Source organism: Neisseria sp. KEM232 (assembly GCF_002237445.1).
GTDB lineage: Bacteria > Pseudomonadota > Gammaproteobacteria > Burkholderiales > Neisseriaceae > Neisseria.
In genome coordinates, this window is the sequence record NZ_CP022527.1 from 808,010 (window position 1) to 824,285 (window position 16,276).

Sequence of the window (16,276 nt, forward strand, 5' to 3'; positions counted from 1 at the left end):
GCCGCAGGCAAAACCTGCGGCTTTTTCAAATAGGGCGGCGAGCCCGACCCCCGGCACTGGCTCGTCGGAGTGGGCTGCTGGCTTCCGCCCCTGACCCGTTGTTCCAAGTTGCCATGCGGGGAGACCCGCCATAAGAAGCCGCGCATTATAACCGCGCCGTCGTGAAACACCAAGCGGATTTTCTCCCGCGCCCGCCTGCCGCCGGATTGTCTACATTCCAACTTGAAACGGCGTTAAATTTACATTACATTGCGGCCGAAACACGCACTGCCGCTTTCAGACGGCCTCTTGCATAAAAACAATACCAAAACACGGAACACAACCATGACCGCAAGCCTTGCCACACCTCCCGCAACGTCTCCCGCGCGTATGCGCGAAATCCCCTACAACTACACTTCCTACACCGACCGCGAAATCGTGATCCGCCTGTTGGGTAATGAAGCCTGGCAGACGCTGGAAGACTTGCGCGCGCAGCGCAAAACCGGCCGCTCGGCGCGGATGCTGTTTGAAGTGCTGGGCGACATTTGGGTGGTGGAGCGCAACCCGTATCTGGTTGACGATTTGCTGGCGCACCCCAAGCGCCGCGCGGCTTTGGTGGGCGAGATGCGCCACCGTTTGGGCGAAATCCACAAGCGGCGCGACGATAATCCGCAGGTTGCCCTGCTCGTAGCGGCGGCGGAAGCGGCAGTAAAGCGTTTTGACGAAAGTTTTGACGACACCCGTGCCAAGCGCGAGCGCATCTTGCAGCGGCTCTCGAAAATCACCAAGCCGCACAATATTATGTTTGACGGGCTGGCGCGGGTAACGCACGTTACCGACGCGACCGACTGGCGCGTGGAATATCCCTTTGTGGTGGTGAATCCCGATTCCGAAGCCGAAGTCGCGCCGCTGGTGCGGGCGCTGATTGAGCTGGATTTGGTGATTATTCCGCGCGGCGGCGGCACGGGTTATACCGGCGGTGCGGTGCCGCTGGATGCCAACAGCGCGGTCATCAACACCGAAAAACTCGATTTGCACGGCGGCGTGCAGTATGTGCCGCTGGCCGGTTTGGACGGCAAACATCCGGTTATCCATTGCGGCGCGGGCGTGGTAACGCGGCGGGTGGAAGAAACCGCGCATCAGGCCGGGCTGGTGTTTGCCGTTGACCCGACTTCGGCCGACGCATCCTGCGTGGGCGGCAATGTGGCGATGAACGCGGGCGGCAAAAAGGCCGTATTGTGGGGCACCGCGCTGGACAATCTGGCCTACTGGCAGATGGTCAACCCGCAGGGCGAATGGCTGCGTATCGAGCGCGTGCGCCACAATTTCGGCAAAATCCACGACGAAGAAACGGCCGTGTTTGACGTGCACACGCTCGATTCAGACGGCCTTAAAGCCGTGAAAACCGAGCGGCTGGAAATCCCCGGCCACAAATTCCGCAAAGTCGGTTTGGGCAAAGACGTTACCGACAAATTCCTAAGCGGCCTGCCGGGCGTGCAGAAAGAAGGCACCGACGGCATCATCACCAGCGTGGCCTTTGTGCTGCACACCATGCCCAAGCATACGCGCACGGTGTGCATGGAATTTTTCGGCACGGTGGCCAAGGCCACGCCGTCCATCGTGGAAATCCGCGATTATCTGCTCGCGCACGAGAGCGTGCGGCTGGCCGGTTTGGAGCATTTGGACTGGCGTTATGTCCGCGCCGTCGGCTACGCCACCAAAGCGGCGGGGCGCGGGCGGCCGAAAATGGTGTTGCTGGCCGATATTGTGTCCGACGACGAAGCCGCCGTATCCGCCGCCGCCGAGCGCATTTGCGAACTGGCACGCGCGCGCGAAGGCGAAGGCTTTATCGCCGTGTCCCCCGAAGCGCGCAAAACCTTCTGGCTCGACCGCAGCCGCACCGCCGCCATCGCCAAGCACACCAACGCCTTTAAAATCAATGAAGATGTGGTGATTCCATTGGAGCGGCTGGGCGAGTATTCAGACGGCATCGAGCGCATCAATATCGAATTATCGATTCAAAACAAGCTCAAACTCTGCGACGCGCTGATCCAATATCTTTCAGGCAGCCTGCCGGTGGACAAAATGGATACCGACCTGCCCAGCGCCGAACTTTTGGGCGACCGCGCCCGCCACGCCCTTGCCCATGTCGAAGCCGTGCGCGAACGCTGGCAATGGCTGCTTGATCATCTCGATTCGCCCCTGGCCGACTATAAAACCCAATTCGGCAGCGCCGTTCAGGCTGCTTCGGAAGCCCGCGACGACGAAAGCTGCTTTACCGCATTTCGCGATTTCAGGCTGCGTGTGTCGGTGAAAACCGATGTGATGAAGCCCTTGGCCGATATTTTCAGCGGCAAGGCCGACGCCAAAATCAACGCCGCGCTGGGCAAAATCCACAGCAAAACCGTGCGCGGCCGCGTGTTTGTCGCCCTGCACATGCACGCGGGCGACGGCAACGTCCACACCAATATCCCCGTAAATTCAGACGACTACGAAATGCTGCAAACCGCCCACCGCGCGGTTGAGCGCATCATGCGTATCGCACGCCGTCTGAACGGCGTGATTTCCGGCGAACACGGTATCGGCATCACCAAGCTCGAATTTCTCACCGACGAAGAAATGCAGCCCTTTTGGGACTACAAAGCCCGCGTCGATCCACAAGGCCGCTTCAACCGCCACAAACTGATGAAAGGCTCCGACCTGCGCCGCGCCTACACGCCCTCGTTCGAGCTTTTGGGCGCCGAATCGCTGATTATGGAGAAATCCGAACTCGGCACCATCGCCGAATCGGTAAAAGACTGCCTGCGCTGCGGCAAATGCAAGCCCGTCTGCTCCACCCACGTTCCCCGCGCCAACCTGCTCTACAGCCCGCGCAACAAAATTCTCGGTGTCGGCCTGCTCACCGAAGCCTTTTTATACGAAGAGCAGACGCGGCGCGGCATCTCGGTGAAACATTTTGAAGAACTCGGCGACATCGCCGACCACTGCACCGTCTGCCACCGCTGCGTCAAACCCTGCCCCGTAAACATCGACTTCGGCGACGTAACCGTGGCCGTACGCAACTATCTTGCCGACGCCGGCCACAAACGCAGCACGCCCGTGGCCGCCGTCGGCCAAGCCCTGCTCAATGCCACCAATCCGCGTGCGATTAAAGCCCTACGCGCCGCCATGGTGCGCACCGGTTTCCCCGCCCAACATTTCGCCTACAAAGTAGGCAAACTGCTGCCGCTGGGCACCAAAAAACAAAAAGCCGAACCCAAAGCCACCGTCGGCAAAGCGCCGCTTAAAGAACAAGTTATCCACTTTATCAACCGCCCGCTGCCCAAAAGCGTGCCCGCCAAAACCCCGCGCGCCATGCTCGGCATCGAAGACGACAAAAGCATCCCCATCATCCGCAACCCGCAAAGCGCGGAAGACGCCGAAGCCGTGTTCTACTTCCCCGGCTGCGGCTCGGAACGGCTGTTCAGCCAAATCGGACTGGCCGTGCAGGCCATGCTCTGGCACGTCGGCGTGCAAACCGTTTTGCCGCCGGGCTATATGTGCTGCGGCTATCCGCAGGAAGCCAGCGGCGACCGCCACCGCGCCGACAAAATGAGCACCGACAACCGCGTCGCCTTCCACCGCATGGCCAACACCCTGAATTATCTCGACATCAAAACCGTCATCGTCAGTTGCGGCACCTGCTACGACCAGCTCGAAAAATACCGTTTTGAAGACATCTTCCCCGGCTGCCGCATCATCGACATCCACGAATACCTGCTCGAAAAAGGCGTAAAACTCAACGGCGTGCAAGGCCAGCAGTATCTCTACCACGACCCCTGCCACACGCCGATTAAAACCATGAACGCCACCCAAATGGCCAGCGAACTCATCGGCCAAAAAGTCGTATTGAGCGACCGCTGCTGCGGCGAAAGCGGCATGTTCGCCGTCAAACGCCCCGACATCGCCACCCAGGTCAAATTCCGCAAACAGGAAGAAATCGAAAAAAACCTCAAACAACTGCCGCAGGGCGAACCGGTAAAAATGCTCACCACCTGCCCCGCCTGCCTGCAGGGCCTAAGCCGCTACGCCGACGACAACAATATGCCCGCCGACTACATCGTTATCGAAATGGCGCGACACATCCTGGGCGAAAACTGGCTGGACGAGTTTGTGAAAAAAGCCAACGCCGGCGGGGTGGAGAAGATTAGGTTGTAGGCCGTCTGAAACGTACGAAAAGGCCGTCTGAAACCGCCACCCCGCCGCGCCCTTTACCCCCGTCCCTGCGCCCCAAGCGCGGGGGAGGGTCGGGGTGGAGCGGCAGTTCGCAGAACTGCATTTGTGCCGCTGCCCCGCAGAAACAACCGCAACGACACAAACCCCGCCAAATGGAAAACGGACGAGGTTGCAACTGTTTCAAACAACAGCAAGGCCGTCTGAAAACGAAGTTCAAATCCCGTTTGAAGCTTTTCAGACGGCCTCAAAGCCCCGCAACATCTTCCTGCCACCGCACGCCTTTCCTATATAATGCCGCCTCTTTTTCCGACCGAGCGCACACATGAAAAAATACCTTTTCGCACCGGCCGCCGCCCTGCTGCTGGCTGCCTGTTCCTCCGCCCCGCCCGCCTATTACACCCTGCCTGACAGCCGCTTCGAGATGCCGCAGCACACGGCAGGCAAAACGGAAACCGCCGTGCGCGTGGTTCTGGCCGAACCGCTCGGCAGCGGCGGCCCCGCCTACCAGTCCGACGCCCTGCGCCTCGAACCGGCACGCAGCCATCTGTGGGCGCAGCCGCTGGAACAGGCCGCCGCTGCCCGTTTTGCCAACGAGTTCAACCGCATGGGCGATGCACGGCGCTATTTCGTTCCCGCCCACCAAAGCAGCGCAGCGCAGCGCGTTACCGTGTATATCGAAGCCTTCCAAGGCACCTACCTCGGCCACACAGTAGTCGAAGGCTATGTGCGCTCGCCCGAAGGCAGCCGCCGCTTCCGTGCCGAAACGCCGCAGCAGGGCAACGGCTACGCCGCCATGCTCGAATCCCTGTCGCAGGGCATCTCTGCCGCTGCCGCGCAGGTATACGGCCGCTAACCCCCCCGCTTTCAGACGGCCTGTAAGGCCGTCTGAAACGCCTTTTCTCATCCAAACCTTATGTCCAAACCGCAAAAATCCGCCCTGCCCCTGCGTGCGGCCGTCGTCGTTGTTCTGCCGCTGCTCACCATCGGCTGGTTTCTCCTCTTTCCCGCACAAACACACACCCGCTTCCTGATCAACGGCATCATCCTGGCCTGCGAATGTACCTTCCTGTTCAAATACGTGCTGTTCGCCGTCATCGGCAGCCGCTTGAAAGGCGATATGAAAGCGGCGCGGCAAAACACCCTCCTTTTCCTACCCCTGGCGCTGTTTGCTCTTTATATCTGCCATTATTTCGGCGCGTTCTGAAATTTTGTTGACAATCCCCGCTGCCTGTTTTAAAGTCCGCGCCATTATTCCGCATCTGCCCCCAAGGGAAAACACCATGCTTATCCGTTCAGCCGTTTATTTCTGTTGGTATCGCACCTCTGTGCGGTATCTTTTTGCGTCTGCGTAAAACGAATAAGCAACAGCAAAAAAGCCGCCAGTCACATCCGAACAGGCGGCTTTCTTGTATCCGAACCCTTTTACAGGCCGTCTGAAACCCAAAGACTTTCAGGAGCCTGATATGCAAACCGTACGACAAACCCGCCCCGCCGCCGCAACCGAAATCCTGCACCGCTGCTGCCTGCTCTCCGAAGAGGCGCTCGGCGCAGCCCTCCCGCCGCAAAGCGGCCACGCCGCCGCCGAAGCCCTGCTGCCGCAAATCCGCGCCGCCGCCATGCTGATTGCTGCCGAGCGCCACGATTTTTCCGGCCGCAGCCCGCAAACCTTCGCCGACGAAGCCGACTGGTTTGCCGCCCGCATCCTGGTTTTGCGCGTACGCGCCTTCCACATCGGCATCGGCCGCCGCTCCGTCCTCGCCGCCGCCAACCGCCGCGCCGCCGCCTTCGCCGAACGCCGCGGCCTGCCCTTTGTTCCCGCAACGGCGGTTTTGAGCCTGCGGCGGCACGGCAGCGGCATCACCGTTGCCGACTGCGCCCTGCCCTGCGGCGGCAGCGACCTCGGCCCGATAGAAAACGCCCGCCGCATCGCCGCGCAGCTGCCCGACTTCTCTTAGGGGCTGTTAACATTCAGCCTTGCGGCGGCGTTTTTGGCAAAAAACCGTCCCGCAAGCCGAATGTCAACAGCCCCCGGGCCGTCTGAAACGGCACAAACACACACAGAAAGCCCCTCCATGCAGCAACTGCTCCGCGACAAAATCCGCAATGCCGACTACATCCGCATCATCGAAACGCACAGCGCGCCGTTCAGCCCCGCCGAAACCGCCCTTTTGGCCGAAATCCTCGGCCGCTTCGATTTCGACGTAGTGCAGGAACAGGCGCTGGCGCAGGCCGTGATGCAACAGGCACGTTTCGACCCCAACACCCTGCACATTGAAGAATACGACGACGAAGACGTCACCGGCATCTGCCCCCACTGCCTCAACCCGCCCGTGCCGCCGCTGCGCGACTACCTGATGTGGCGCGAAAAATAAACGCCCCGCAGCCGCAAACAGCACAAAGGCCGTCTGAAACCGTTTTTGGAAACCCATCCGTGAAACCCGCCATCCGCCTCCTTCTCTGCGCCGCCCTGCTGCAACTGGCAGCCTGCGGCGGCATCAGAAAACCCGCCGCCACCGCGCACAAAACCAAACCCGCCCGCAGCGCCCAAACCATCCGCATCACCCATGTCGGCCGTACCGCAGGCGGACAGGAGCTGATGCTGCACAGCATGGATCTGGTCGGCACGCCCTACCGTTGGGGCGGCAGCAGCGACAGCGGTTTCGATTGCAGCGGCATGGTGCAGTATGTCTACAAAAACGCCATCGACGTCAGCCTGCCGCGCAGCTCGCGCGACATGGCCGCCGCCAGCCGCACCATCCGCACGCAGGATCTGCAAACGGGCGATCTGGTGTTTTTCAACATCTCCGGCCGCGGCGTCTCCCACGTCGGCCTGTATATCGGCAACGGCCGCTTCCTCCACGCCCCGCGCTCCGGCAGCAGCGTGCAGACCGAAAGCCTGAGCACGCCCTATTACGCCAAACGCTTTGTCAAAGCAGGAACGTTCTTCTGAACATACCGCCCGAACGCAAAAGACCGTCTGAAACCGTTTTTCAGACGGCCTTTTGTTATAATCCGCGCCTTTCATTCCCCTCATTCCCCGCCGCCACCGCCATGAACCCCGCACAATTCAAACACGCCGCCGCGCTCTCGGCCGAAGTCCTCACCTTCCGCCAGCCCGCCGATGCCGCCGTTTCCGCCTACTTCCGCACCCACAAAAAACTCGGCCGCCAAGACCGCGGCGAAATCGCCGAAACCGTCTTCGCCGCCGTGCGCCACTACCAGAAAATCGCCGCCGCCCTCCGCCGCCCGCACGCGCAGCCCGAAAAAGCCGTCCTCGCCGCCCTCGTACTCGGACGCGGCTTCAACATCAGCGGCCTCGACGGACTGGCCGGTGCCGAAGAAAAAGCCTTTCTCGCCGCCCTCAAAGCCCGCAAAACCGAGTTTTCAGACGGCCTCCACACCGCCGCCGAACTGCCGCAATGGCTGACCGACACCCTGCGCGGCAGCGGCTTTGCCGACGAAGACATCCTCGCCTTCGGCCGCAGCGCCGCCCGCCCCGCCCCGCTCGATCTGCGCGTCAACACCCTCAAAGCCCGCCGCGACAAAGTGCTCGCCGCCCTGCAAGAAGAAGGCCTGAAAGCCGAAGCCGCACCCTATTCCCCCTGGTGCATCCGCCTGCACGACAAAACCGCCCTGCACGGCCACCCCCTCTTTCTCGACGGCACACTCGAAGTACAGGACGAAGGCAGCCAGCTCATCGCCCTGCTCCTCGGCGCCAAACGCGGCGAAATCGTCGTCGACTTTTGCGCCGGCGCAGGCGGCAAAACCCTCGCCATCGGCGCCATGACGGCCAACAAAGGCCGCATCTATGCCTTCGACGTCGCCGAAAAACGCCTCGCCAACCTCAAACCGCGCATGACCCGCGCCGGCCTCACCAACATCCATCCCGAGCGCATCGGCAGCGAACACGACCCGCGCATAGGCCGTCTGAAAGGCAAAGCCGACCGCGTCCTCGTCGACGCCCCCTGCTCCGGCCTCGGCACACTGCGCCGCAACCCCGACCTCAAATACCGCCAGTCGCCCGACACCCTCGCCAAACTCGTGCAGCAGCAGCACAGCATCCTAGCCGCCGCCGCCGGACTCACCGCCCCCGGCGGCCGCCTCGTCTACGCCACATGCAGCATCCTGCCCGAAGAAAACGAGCGGCAGGCCGAACGCTTTTTGGCCGAACATCCCGACTTCGAGCCGCTCGACTGCGCCGAACTGCTCGCCGCCCAAAAAGTCCCTCTCGACACCGGCCGCTACCTGCACCTCAACACCGCCACCCACCACACCGACGGCTTCTTCGCCGCCGCCTTCCAACGCAAAGAGGCCGTCTGAAAGCGAAGCAAGCAACCCACCATGAAAACCTTCCTGAAAAAACAGACCGCCTGGCTCACCGACCAAGCGCTCTGTCTTACCGTTTCCTTCCTCACCGGCGTCAAACCGCAAAGCGCCCGCCTGCCCGACTTCACGCCGCAGCGCAAAATCTACTACGCCAACCACGGCAGCCACGGCGACTTCATGCTCGTATGGATTTCCCTGCCCCGCCGTTGGCGCACCGCCGCCCGCCCCGTCGCCGGATCGGACTACTGGCTCACAGGCCGTCTGAAACGCTTCATCATCCGCAACGTCTTCAACGCCCTGCTCATCCCGCGCCACAGCGGCCGCCCGCAGGACATCACCGAGCAAATGGCCGCCGTCCTCGATGCGGGCGACTCCCTCATCCTCTTTCCCGAAGGCACGCGCAACACCGACGACCAAACCCGCCTGCTCCCCTTCAAATCCGGCATCTACCACCTCGCCCGCGCCCGCCCCGACACCGAACTCGTCCCCATCTGGATAGACAACATCAGCCGCGTCCTGCCCAAAGGCAAAATCCTCCCCGTGCCCCTGCTGTGCGAAGTCCACATCGGCTCCCCCCTGCGCCTGCACGACAACGAAGACAAAGAAAGCTTTCTTGCCCGCAGCCGCGAAGCCCTCCTCGCCCTCGCCCCCGCCGACACCAAGGCCGTTTGAAAAGCAGGGAAACCCTTTTCAGACGGCCTCCGACCCGTTTTGTTGCCAATCCCAAAGAAAGAGACCCGACCATGCTCATCACCAATATCGAAACCGTTCCCGGCCGCACCATCGTCCGCCACCTCGGCCTCGTGCAAGGCTCCACCGTCCGCGCCAAACACGTCGGCCGCGACATCATGGCCGGGCTGAAAAACATCGTCGGCGGCGAACTCAAAGGCTATACCGAGCTGTTGAACGAAGCGCGCGAAGAAGCCATAGCCCGCATGAGCGAACAGGCGCGGCAGATGGGCGCGAACGCCGTCGTCAACGTCCGCTTCTCCACCGCCTCCGTCGCCGCCGGTGCGGCGGAAATCTTCGCCTACGGCACCGCCGTCGTCATCGAAGACTAGGAGGCCGCCGTGAACCAGCCCGACAACAGCACCGCTTCCCTCATCCTCGCCGCCTGGCCGATATGGGCGTCCTTAATCCTCATCGCCGTCGGCTTCTTCACCGGCCGGCACAACGAAAAAAAACACCTCGCCGACCTCGAACGCCGCGAAGCAGAGTTGCGCCACATCGCCCTTGTCGCCGTCAAACACCCGCCGCCAACCTTCGCCGCCGACCGCCTCGTCTGCGGCAGCGTCGTCCTCACCTCCGACAGCTTCCGCAACCTCGTCGCCCTGCTGCACAACCTTATCGGCGGCCGCATCGGCGTGTACGAAACCCTGCTCGAACGCGCGCGCCGCGAAGCCCTGCTGCGCCTGAAAGAAAAAGCCGCCGCCCTCGGCGCGGACACCGTCTGCAACGTCAAAATCGACACTGTCACCATTTCCCAGCCGACCGATCAGAGCAAAGGAGGTCTTGTCGGCACGGTGGAAATCCTCGCCTACGGCACGGCAGGCAATACCGCCCGCTGAGCCGACGCGGCAGAAAGGCCGTCTGAAAGCCCGGATTCGGCTTTCAGACGGCCTCTGTTATTTGCCGACAAGACAGCTTGTCAGTCTATGCCGATGTCCAGACACACGGTTTCGCCGCAATATGCCCTGCCCGCTTCTCTCAAATGCGCGGGTTTGTAAGCGGCGAAGGCGTAGGTGATGTCGGCGCGGAAGGTGTCTTTGTCGGCCGTGCCGCTGTCGCAGTTCAAACCTGTAGGGATGTCGAGCGCAGCTTTGAGGCCGTCTGAACGGTTCAGCAGGCGGCAGACGGCGGCAATGTTTGCGGGCAGCGCGCCGGTAAAGCCCGTGCCGAAAATGCCGTCGATAATCAGCGTGTAACCGCTTTTCAGACGGCCTTCGAGTTCGTCAGCGGCGATAATTTCGATGTTTGCCAACCCTTGCAAACGGCGGCGGTTGAGTTCGGCCAATTCCGACAAACCACTGCCCGCTACAAACGCAATGTCCGCGCACCAGCCCGCCGCCTGCAACACCCGCGCGATAACGAGGCCGTCGCTACCGTTGTTGCCCTTGCCGCACACAATCAGTGCATGCCCCGCCTCGGGCAGCCGCCGCAGCAAATCCGCCGCAGCTGCTTGCCCCGCGTTTTCCATCAGTCCTTCAAACGTTGCACCCTTATCCACGGCAGCCTGCTCGCGCTCGCGCATTTGTTGCGATGTGTAGATTTTCATGGGTTTCTCCTTTGTGAAGCCGGTAAAGCGAAAGGCCGTCTGAAAACCCTTCGCGGCTTTCAGACGGTCAATCAAACAAAACTGCGCCGATACGCGCCAATACGTCGTCCAATACATAATCGGGTACGGTTTCTTTAAATGTGGCGCGGCGGATTTTCCAGTCCAGCGATTTGAGTTGGTGGCAATGGACGTTTCCCTGCGTATCCGTTCCCGTGCCCAGCAGCGTGGAAACCATGCCGCTGCTTCTGGCCTGCATCGCGCCGCCCTGAGAAATCGGGCAGGCAAACACCAATCCGGTGGCGCGGTTGAACGCTTTGGGCGATAAGGCCAGAGCGTAATGGCCGCCTTTCATTTCGCTGCCGACGGCGGGGTCAAACGCCAAATGGAAAATGTCGCCACGGTCGGGAATGTACATCACAACACCTCTTCACCGGCATCTGGCATCGCTTCCCAGCCCTCTGTGCGCGGCGGCTCCTGCTGCATTTCGGCCAGCAAATCGGCCAGTTGGTAGCGCGGACGGCTCACGGCTCTGACAATCAGTTCGTTGTCGCGGATTTCGGTTTCCAAACTGTCGCCGATTTTCATGCCAAGCTGTTTCAGCATTTCGGCAGGCAGGCGCACGGCCGCGCTGTTGCCCCATTTTTGCAATCTCAACATGATAATGTTCCTTTTCAAATGAGTAGATACATTGTAGAAACATCTTAACCGGCCGTCAATCAAAAAGGCCGTCTGAAAACCCTTCGCGGCTTTCAGACGGCCTTTGCCGTGTCTAATCTTGTTTCAACGCTTCCAGCAGCCTGCCGTGTATGCCGCCGAAGCCGCCGTTGCTCATCACCAAAATATGGTCGCCCTGTTTGGCGTTGCGGGCGATTTCGGCGACGAATGCGTCAAAATCTTTGCCAACGTGCAGCTTGCCGCCCAGCGGGGCGAGGGCTTCGGCCACGTCCCAGTCCACGCCGCCGGCGTAGCAGAACACTTGGTCGGCTTCGGCGAAACTCCCAGGCAGCGCGGCTTTCATCGTGCCGAGTTTCATGGTGTTGGAACGCGGCTCGAGCACGGCCAGAATCCTTGCGCTGCCGATACGCTGGCGCAAACCGGCCACGGTGGTTGCGATGGCGGTGGGGTGGTGGGCGAAATCGTCGTACACGGTTACGCCGTTTGCTTCGCCTTTGATTTCCATGCGCCGCTTCACGTTTTTAAACGCGCTCAGGGCTGCGCAGGCCGTCTGAACGTCCACGCCGGCGTGGCGGGCGGCGGCAATCACGGCCAGCGCGTTCATGCGGTTGTGTTCGCCCATCAGGTTCCACGCGATGTGTCCGGCCTTTTTGCCTTGGAACAACACGTCAAACGCGCCGCCGTCAAACACTTCGCCCACCTGCCAGCCGTCGGCCGTGCCGAAGGTTTCCACGGGTGTCCAGCAGCCTTTGTCGAGCGTGTCTCGCAGGCTTTGTTCGCGACCGTTGGCGGCAATCAGGCCGTCTGAAGGGATGGTGCGGACAAGGTGGTGGAACTGGGTTTGAATCGCGGCCAAGTCGGGGAAGATGTCGGCATGGTCGTATTCGAGGTTGTTCAACACGGCCGTGCGCGGGCGGTAGTGGACGAATTTGGAGCGTTTGTCGAAAAAGGCGGTGTCGTATTCGTCGGCCTCAATCACGAAAAACGGCGATTTTGAATGCGGGTCTTGGCGCGGCGTTTGCGGCAGGCGGGCGGACACGCTGAAATTTTCCGGCACGCCGCCGATAAGAAAGCCCGGCGCGAGTCCGGCAAATTCGAGTACCCACGCAAGCATCGAGGCGGTGGTGGTTTTTCCGTGCGTACCGGCCACGGCCAGCACCCAATGCTTGTGCAACACGTTTTCCGCCAGCCATTGCGGGCCGGATGTGTAGGGCAGGCCTTGGTTCAAAATGGCTTCCACCACCTCCATGCCGCGCTTGGCCACGTTGCCGATCACATACATATCGGCCGGATACTGCTGCAACTGCGCCGCGTCGAAACCTTCGTGTACGTCGATGCCCAAGGCTTCAAGCTGGGTGCTCATCGGCGGATACATTTTCGCGTCGCAACCGCTGACTCTGTAGCCCGCCTCTTTGGCAATCGCGGCCACGCCGCCCATAAATGTGCCGCCGATGCCGATAATGTGGATGTGTTTCATGGTGGTTCTGCCGGATGGAAAAGGGCGGATTATAGCCCAAGCGTTTGTTGGGGAGGTCGTCTGAAAAAAGGCCGTCTGAAAAGCGGCGGAGCACTTTTCAGACGGCCTCTATGCCCTAGGGCGTGTTTACAATCAGAACTTGTAGTTCACGCTCAGGCGGAAGTCGCGGCCGACTTCGGGCAGCGACGAGCCGTCGCGGGCGCTGCTGCGCTGGCTGTGCGGTTTATACAGTTTGTTACCGACGTTGTTGACGGCAAAGTTGACGTTCAGGTTGTCTTTGCCGGTGGGCTTCCAGTTGGCGAAGATGTCGTTGACGCCGTAGCCCGCGCGCACTGTGTTGGTGCCGCCCGAGCCGCGCTGGCTGGTGCCGGTGTCGTAAACCGATTTCTGAACGTAGCGGCCACGCCAGCCGATTTCCAGATTCGGACGCTCGAAGCGGTAGGAGAGGCCTGTTGTCCAGGTGCGTCCCATCGGGATGGCGGTGACGATGGAGTCGAGGCTGGCGCCGTCCATTTTCGGCTTGTTGTAGGCCATGGCGGCGCGGGCGGTGAGACCCTGCCAGCGGTAGGCCGCGCCCAGTTCGTAGCCGCTGTTTTTCAGCGTGCCGCCGTTGTAGTAAAGGTAATGGTCTTTCGTGGGTAGGTTTTTTACAGCCTGAACGTCTTTAATCTGCTGGTTGAAGTAGCTGGCATTCAGCGAGAGGGCGTTGTTCCAGTTGTATTTCACGCCGACTTCGGCATTGCGCGAGCGTTCGGCTTTCAAATCGCCGCTTATGTGGGAATAGCGGCCGCCGGAAAGGGCAACTTCGGTCAGGCGCGGGCTGCGGCTGGCGTAGTTCAGGCTGGCGTTGAGCGAGAGTTCGGGCGTGATGTCGTAAATCGCGCCGATGCTGGGGTTGACGTTGTGGCCGGACGCTTTGCCGTTGGAGAAGGTGGCGTTGAAGCGGTCGTAACGCAGGCCGGTGGTGAGGGTGACGGGTTCGATGTCCCAAATACCTTCGAGATAGAAGCCGGTATCGGTTTTTTTCTCTTGGTTGAGACCGGCTTTTAATGTGCGCGGCTCGGCTTCCTGATGGCGCCAGTTGATGCCGTATTTGAGGGTGTGGCGGTCAAACAGGCGGCTGTCGAGTTTGAGGTTGGCGCCGGTGGTGCGCACTTTGGCATCCAGCTCGTATTGGCTGCCGCTGGCTTCGTCTCGGTTCATCACTTTGCGGTACACGTTGGCCTGGGCTTGGCTGATGAAGCCGATGTTGTGGCCGAGGTATTCCAGGTTGGTGGTGTCGTGGGTCAGCGTGCGGTATATCGGGCTGTTGTTTTCGGTGTCGGGTACGCAGCTGCCGTCGGGATTGTAGATAATCGGGCCGCCGCGTCCGCGTGTTTTACAGGCTTGGGAGAAGTCAAACTCTTCGCGCAGGGCACGTGTACCGTAGGTTTTTTCCTGACGGTGGCTCAAGGTGAGGCGGTGGTCTTCGTTGAAGTTGTAGCTGATTTTGCCCAACAGGCCGCGTTGGCCGAGGGCGCTGTTGTGCACGCGGCTGCTGTGGTCGTGGGGCGCGTAGCCTTTGCCCGGTTTGTAGTCTTTTTCGGTAACCCAGTTGGCGGCAACAACGGCATCGAAGCCGCCCGCGCGGCCGTAGGCGGAGAAGCCTCTGTTCCAGCCTTTGTTGCTGGACACGCCGGCGTTGACTTTAAAGCCGAAATCTTGACCATCGCGCAATAAATCTTTGGCATCAATGGTTTGTGCAATCACCGCGCCGCTGGTCGCGCCGATGCCCGCAGAGGCCGAGCCCGTGCCTTTTTGCACGCCGATCACTTTCACCAGCGCGGGATCGAACAGGAAGCGGCCGTTATGGTGGAAAAGCTGGGTGTCGGAATAGGTGTCGTCCACTTTCACATCGATTTGATCCTGACCCATGCCGCGGATGGTGACCCATTGCGATGTGCCGTTGCCGCCGCCGAAGCTGACAGCGGGTTCGGCGGAGAGCACGTCTTTCATGTCGGTGGCGGTGCTCTCGTCGATGCTGCGGGTGTTCACGCGGTGGGTGGCCGATACGCCTTGGCCGCGCACGTGCACGGTTTCGAGGCCGGAAGCCTCCTGCGAGGCATCGCCGTCGGCTGCTTGGGCAAAACCGCTGCACAGGGCGAGCGTGATCAGGCTGAGGGAGAAATGGGGGAAGCGGGGGTTTGTCTGCATAAGGCAAAACTCCTTGAATTTGAGGCCGGACGGCAAGGCAGAGGCCGCCGGAAATGTTTTAAAAATAAGAAAAAGATGATTAAAAACGGAAAAAGAACGTCGGGTTTGGGCAGCAAATCCCAACGTCCGTCATGATTATAACTAAAATTTGTTATCGTTTGTACTGTTTGTTTTAAGAAATGCGTCAGATACGCTTTTAAGGCCGTCTGAAACGCAGTCTCAACGAACTCGAAAGCCCGCTGCTTTGTTTTAACTTCGTTGAAGCTTGGCTTTCAGACGGCCTTTTGCCGCCGCAGACAAAACAGCGCCGACAGGAAAAACGCCAGCTGCGCCAGATTGAAAGTTGCGCCGCCGACGGCTGCCGCGGCAACGGATTGGGGAAACAGGCTGCACAAAACGGCAATCAGCGCCCCGACAGGCAGCGGGTTGAACCATGCCGCCCGCCGCGGCAGGCTGGTTTGCCCGCGCAGGGTCTGCACCAGCAGAATCAGAAATGCCGCCGCCGCGCAGCCCACAGAAGCCCACCAATGGACGGCGAGCATACGGTAGAAAGCGGCAAACTGCGCCAGCAGCAGCGCATGGTCGGCAGGCGCGGCATTCGGCAGCGTCTGCGCCGACATACCCAGATAGTAAAAACCCGCATGCCCCAGCGGCGAGAGCGCGTAAGCCGCAAACAACAGCGCAAAACAGCACGCCGCCGCCCTGCCCCGCCGCATCAGCCGGTACGCTCCGAAAGCGGCGGCCAGATACAGTGCCACAGAGAACGTGGCGGGCAATACGCCCCAAAACAGCCGTTCGGGCGAACCGTCCAGCATCAGCAAGGCCAAATCCGCTTTTCCATCCAAATCCGCCGCCAGCGTTTGCGACAGCAGCGGATATTTTTCCGGCGCGGGCACAAAGCCCACCAGCAGCATATCCGCCGCCGCCCAGCAGACCGCCGCCAACGCGCCCGCCGCCAGCAGCGGCTGCGTGGCAACGGCATGGCCGCCGCGTTTTTCAGACGGCCTTTCCGCTTCGGCCGCCGCATCTGTTTTGCCCATGGCATCCTCCTTTTCGTTTGCCAGCCGTTTGAGGCCGTCTGAAAAACGGTTTCAGACGGCCTCAAACGCCGTTCCGTTTCATATAAACCGCTGCGA

16 protein-coding genes and 1 other RNA gene are annotated in these 16,276 nt (G+C 60.9%); 10 read left to right on the forward strand and 7 right to left on the reverse strand.

The annotated features are described in order from the left end of the window. Window positions 1-33: 33 nt before the first annotated feature. Window positions 34-130, reverse strand: an RNA gene (gene ffs, locus CGZ77_RS03995) — signal recognition particle sRNA small type. Between the two features lie 194 nt (window positions 131-324). On the opposite strand from ffs, the gene CGZ77_RS04000 reads away from it, so the two are divergent. The 10 genes from CGZ77_RS04000 (at window position 325) to CGZ77_RS04045 (ending at window position 10,088) form a co-directional block, all read left to right on the forward strand. Next, window positions 325-4,176, forward strand: coding sequence for an FAD/FMN-binding oxidoreductase (locus tag CGZ77_RS04000; RefSeq protein WP_094030959.1), 3,852 nt, complete (start codon window positions 325-327; stop codon window positions 4,174-4,176). Between the two features lie 340 nt (window positions 4,177-4,516). After that, window positions 4,517-5,047: a membrane integrity-associated transporter subunit PqiC gene (locus CGZ77_RS04005; protein ID WP_009426646.1), complete on the forward strand. Its 531-nt coding sequence runs from the start codon at window positions 4,517-4,519 to the stop codon at window positions 5,045-5,047. A gap of 60 nt (window positions 5,048-5,107) precedes the next feature. Next, on the forward strand, window positions 5,108-5,398 hold the full coding sequence (locus CGZ77_RS04010; RefSeq protein ID WP_009426645.1) for a hypothetical protein: 291 nt from the start codon (window positions 5,108-5,110) through the stop codon (window positions 5,396-5,398). Between the two features lie 259 nt (window positions 5,399-5,657). Further along, a complete protein-coding gene (locus CGZ77_RS04015) occupies window positions 5,658-6,149 on the forward strand; it encodes a hypothetical protein (protein ID WP_009426643.1) in 492 nt (163 codons plus the stop codon). Window positions 6,150-6,266: 117 nt separating this feature from the next. Next, the gene (locus tag CGZ77_RS04020; RefSeq protein ID WP_009426642.1) at window positions 6,267-6,566 is read left to right on the forward strand and encodes a hypothetical protein; all 300 of its coding nucleotides are present in this window, start codon (window positions 6,267-6,269) and stop codon (window positions 6,564-6,566) included. A 59-nt stretch (window positions 6,567-6,625) separates the two neighbouring features. After that, on the forward strand, window positions 6,626-7,144 hold the full coding sequence (locus tag CGZ77_RS04025; RefSeq protein WP_051040451.1) for a C40 family peptidase: 519 nt from the start codon (window positions 6,626-6,628) through the stop codon (window positions 7,142-7,144). 101 nt (window positions 7,145-7,245) lie between these two features. Then, window positions 7,246-8,514: an RsmB/NOP family class I SAM-dependent RNA methyltransferase gene (locus CGZ77_RS04030; RefSeq protein WP_009426640.1), complete on the forward strand. Its 1,269-nt coding sequence runs from the start codon at window positions 7,246-7,248 to the stop codon at window positions 8,512-8,514. Window positions 8,515-8,535: 21 nt separating this feature from the next. Beyond that, window positions 8,536-9,192, forward strand: coding sequence for a 1-acyl-sn-glycerol-3-phosphate acyltransferase (locus CGZ77_RS04035; protein WP_009426639.1), 657 nt, complete (start codon window positions 8,536-8,538; stop codon window positions 9,190-9,192). A 71-nt stretch (window positions 9,193-9,263) separates the two neighbouring features. Beyond that, the gene (locus tag CGZ77_RS04040; protein ID WP_009426638.1) at window positions 9,264-9,581 is read left to right on the forward strand and encodes a YbjQ family protein; all 318 of its coding nucleotides are present in this window, start codon (window positions 9,264-9,266) and stop codon (window positions 9,579-9,581) included. Window positions 9,582-9,590: 9 nt separating this feature from the next. Next, window positions 9,591-10,088 (forward strand): YbjQ family protein, encoded by a 498-nt coding sequence (locus CGZ77_RS04045; RefSeq protein ID WP_009426637.1) that lies wholly within the window; start codon window positions 9,591-9,593, stop codon window positions 10,086-10,088. 80 nt (window positions 10,089-10,168) lie between these two features. On the opposite strand, the gene CGZ77_RS04050 is transcribed toward CGZ77_RS04045, so the two are convergent. The 6 genes from CGZ77_RS04050 to CGZ77_RS04075 all read right to left on the reverse strand — a co-directional run bounded on the left by CGZ77_RS04050 (window position 10,169) and on the right by CGZ77_RS04075 (window position 16,180). Continuing rightward, on the reverse strand, window positions 10,169-10,795 hold the full coding sequence (locus CGZ77_RS04050; protein ID WP_094030960.1) for an NAD(P)H-hydrate epimerase: 627 nt from the start codon (window positions 10,793-10,795) through the stop codon (window positions 10,169-10,171). Between the two features lie 67 nt (window positions 10,796-10,862). After that, on the reverse strand, window positions 10,863-11,210 hold the full coding sequence (locus CGZ77_RS04055) for a type II toxin-antitoxin system PemK/MazF family toxin (RefSeq protein ID WP_009426635.1): 348 nt from the start codon (window positions 11,208-11,210) through the stop codon (window positions 10,863-10,865). Then, window positions 11,210-11,452, reverse strand: coding sequence for an AbrB/MazE/SpoVT family DNA-binding domain-containing protein (locus CGZ77_RS04060; protein ID WP_009426634.1), 243 nt, complete (start codon window positions 11,450-11,452; stop codon window positions 11,210-11,212). Before CGZ77_RS04060 ends, CGZ77_RS04055 begins: the two co-directional genes overlap by 1 nt. Before the next feature lie 112 nt (window positions 11,453-11,564). After that, window positions 11,565-12,947 carry a UDP-N-acetylmuramate:L-alanyl-gamma-D-glutamyl-meso-diaminopimelate ligase gene (mpl, locus tag CGZ77_RS04065; protein WP_009426633.1) on the reverse strand — a complete coding sequence of 461 codons (1,383 nt, stop codon included), beginning with the start codon at window positions 12,945-12,947 and terminating at the stop codon, window positions 11,565-11,567. Window positions 12,948-13,079: 132 nt separating this feature from the next. After that, window positions 13,080-15,140: a TonB-dependent receptor domain-containing protein gene (locus CGZ77_RS04070; RefSeq protein ID WP_009426632.1), complete on the reverse strand. Its 2,061-nt coding sequence runs from the start codon at window positions 15,138-15,140 to the stop codon at window positions 13,080-13,082. 272 nt (window positions 15,141-15,412) lie between these two features. Then, window positions 15,413-16,180, reverse strand: a complete 768-nt coding sequence (locus tag CGZ77_RS04075; protein ID WP_009426631.1) for a DUF6796 family protein — start codon at window positions 16,178-16,180, stop codon at window positions 15,413-15,415. Window positions 16,181-16,276: the final 96 nt, after the last annotated feature.

Bases quoted from the DNA above. Each gene is read 5' to 3' on its own strand.
- CGZ77_RS04000 (WP_094030959.1), top strand. From the start codon at position 325: ATGACCGCAAGCCTTGCCACACCTCCCGCAACGTCTCCCGCGCGTATG.
- CGZ77_RS04005 (WP_009426646.1), top strand. From the start codon at position 4,517: ATGAAAAAATACCTTTTCGCACCGGCCGCCGCCCTGCTGCTGGCTGCC.
- CGZ77_RS04010 (WP_009426645.1), top strand. From the start codon at position 5,108: ATGTCCAAACCGCAAAAATCCGCCCTGCCCCTGCGTGCGGCCGTCGTC.
- CGZ77_RS04015 (WP_009426643.1), top strand. From the start codon at position 5,658: ATGCAAACCGTACGACAAACCCGCCCCGCCGCCGCAACCGAAATCCTG.
- CGZ77_RS04020 (WP_009426642.1), top strand. From the start codon at position 6,267: ATGCAGCAACTGCTCCGCGACAAAATCCGCAATGCCGACTACATCCGC.
- CGZ77_RS04030 (WP_009426640.1), top strand. From the start codon at position 7,246: ATGAACCCCGCACAATTCAAACACGCCGCCGCGCTCTCGGCCGAAGTC.
- CGZ77_RS04035 (WP_009426639.1), top strand. From the start codon at position 8,536: ATGAAAACCTTCCTGAAAAAACAGACCGCCTGGCTCACCGACCAAGCG.
- CGZ77_RS04040 (WP_009426638.1), top strand. From the start codon at position 9,264: ATGCTCATCACCAATATCGAAACCGTTCCCGGCCGCACCATCGTCCGC.
- CGZ77_RS04050 (WP_094030960.1), bottom strand. From the start codon at position 10,795: ATGAAAATCTACACATCGCAACAAATGCGCGAGCGCGAGCAGGCTGCC.
- CGZ77_RS04055 (WP_009426635.1), bottom strand. From the start codon at position 11,210: ATGTACATTCCCGACCGTGGCGACATTTTCCATTTGGCGTTTGACCCC.
- CGZ77_RS04060 (WP_009426634.1), bottom strand. From the start codon at position 11,452: ATGTTGAGATTGCAAAAATGGGGCAACAGCGCGGCCGTGCGCCTGCCT.
- mpl (WP_009426633.1), bottom strand. From the start codon at position 12,947: ATGAAACACATCCACATTATCGGCATCGGCGGCACATTTATGGGCGGC.
- CGZ77_RS04070 (WP_009426632.1), bottom strand. From the start codon at position 15,140: ATGCAGACAAACCCCCGCTTCCCCCATTTCTCCCTCAGCCTGATCACG.
- CGZ77_RS04075 (WP_009426631.1), bottom strand. From the start codon at position 16,180: ATGGGCAAAACAGATGCGGCGGCCGAAGCGGAAAGGCCGTCTGAAAAA.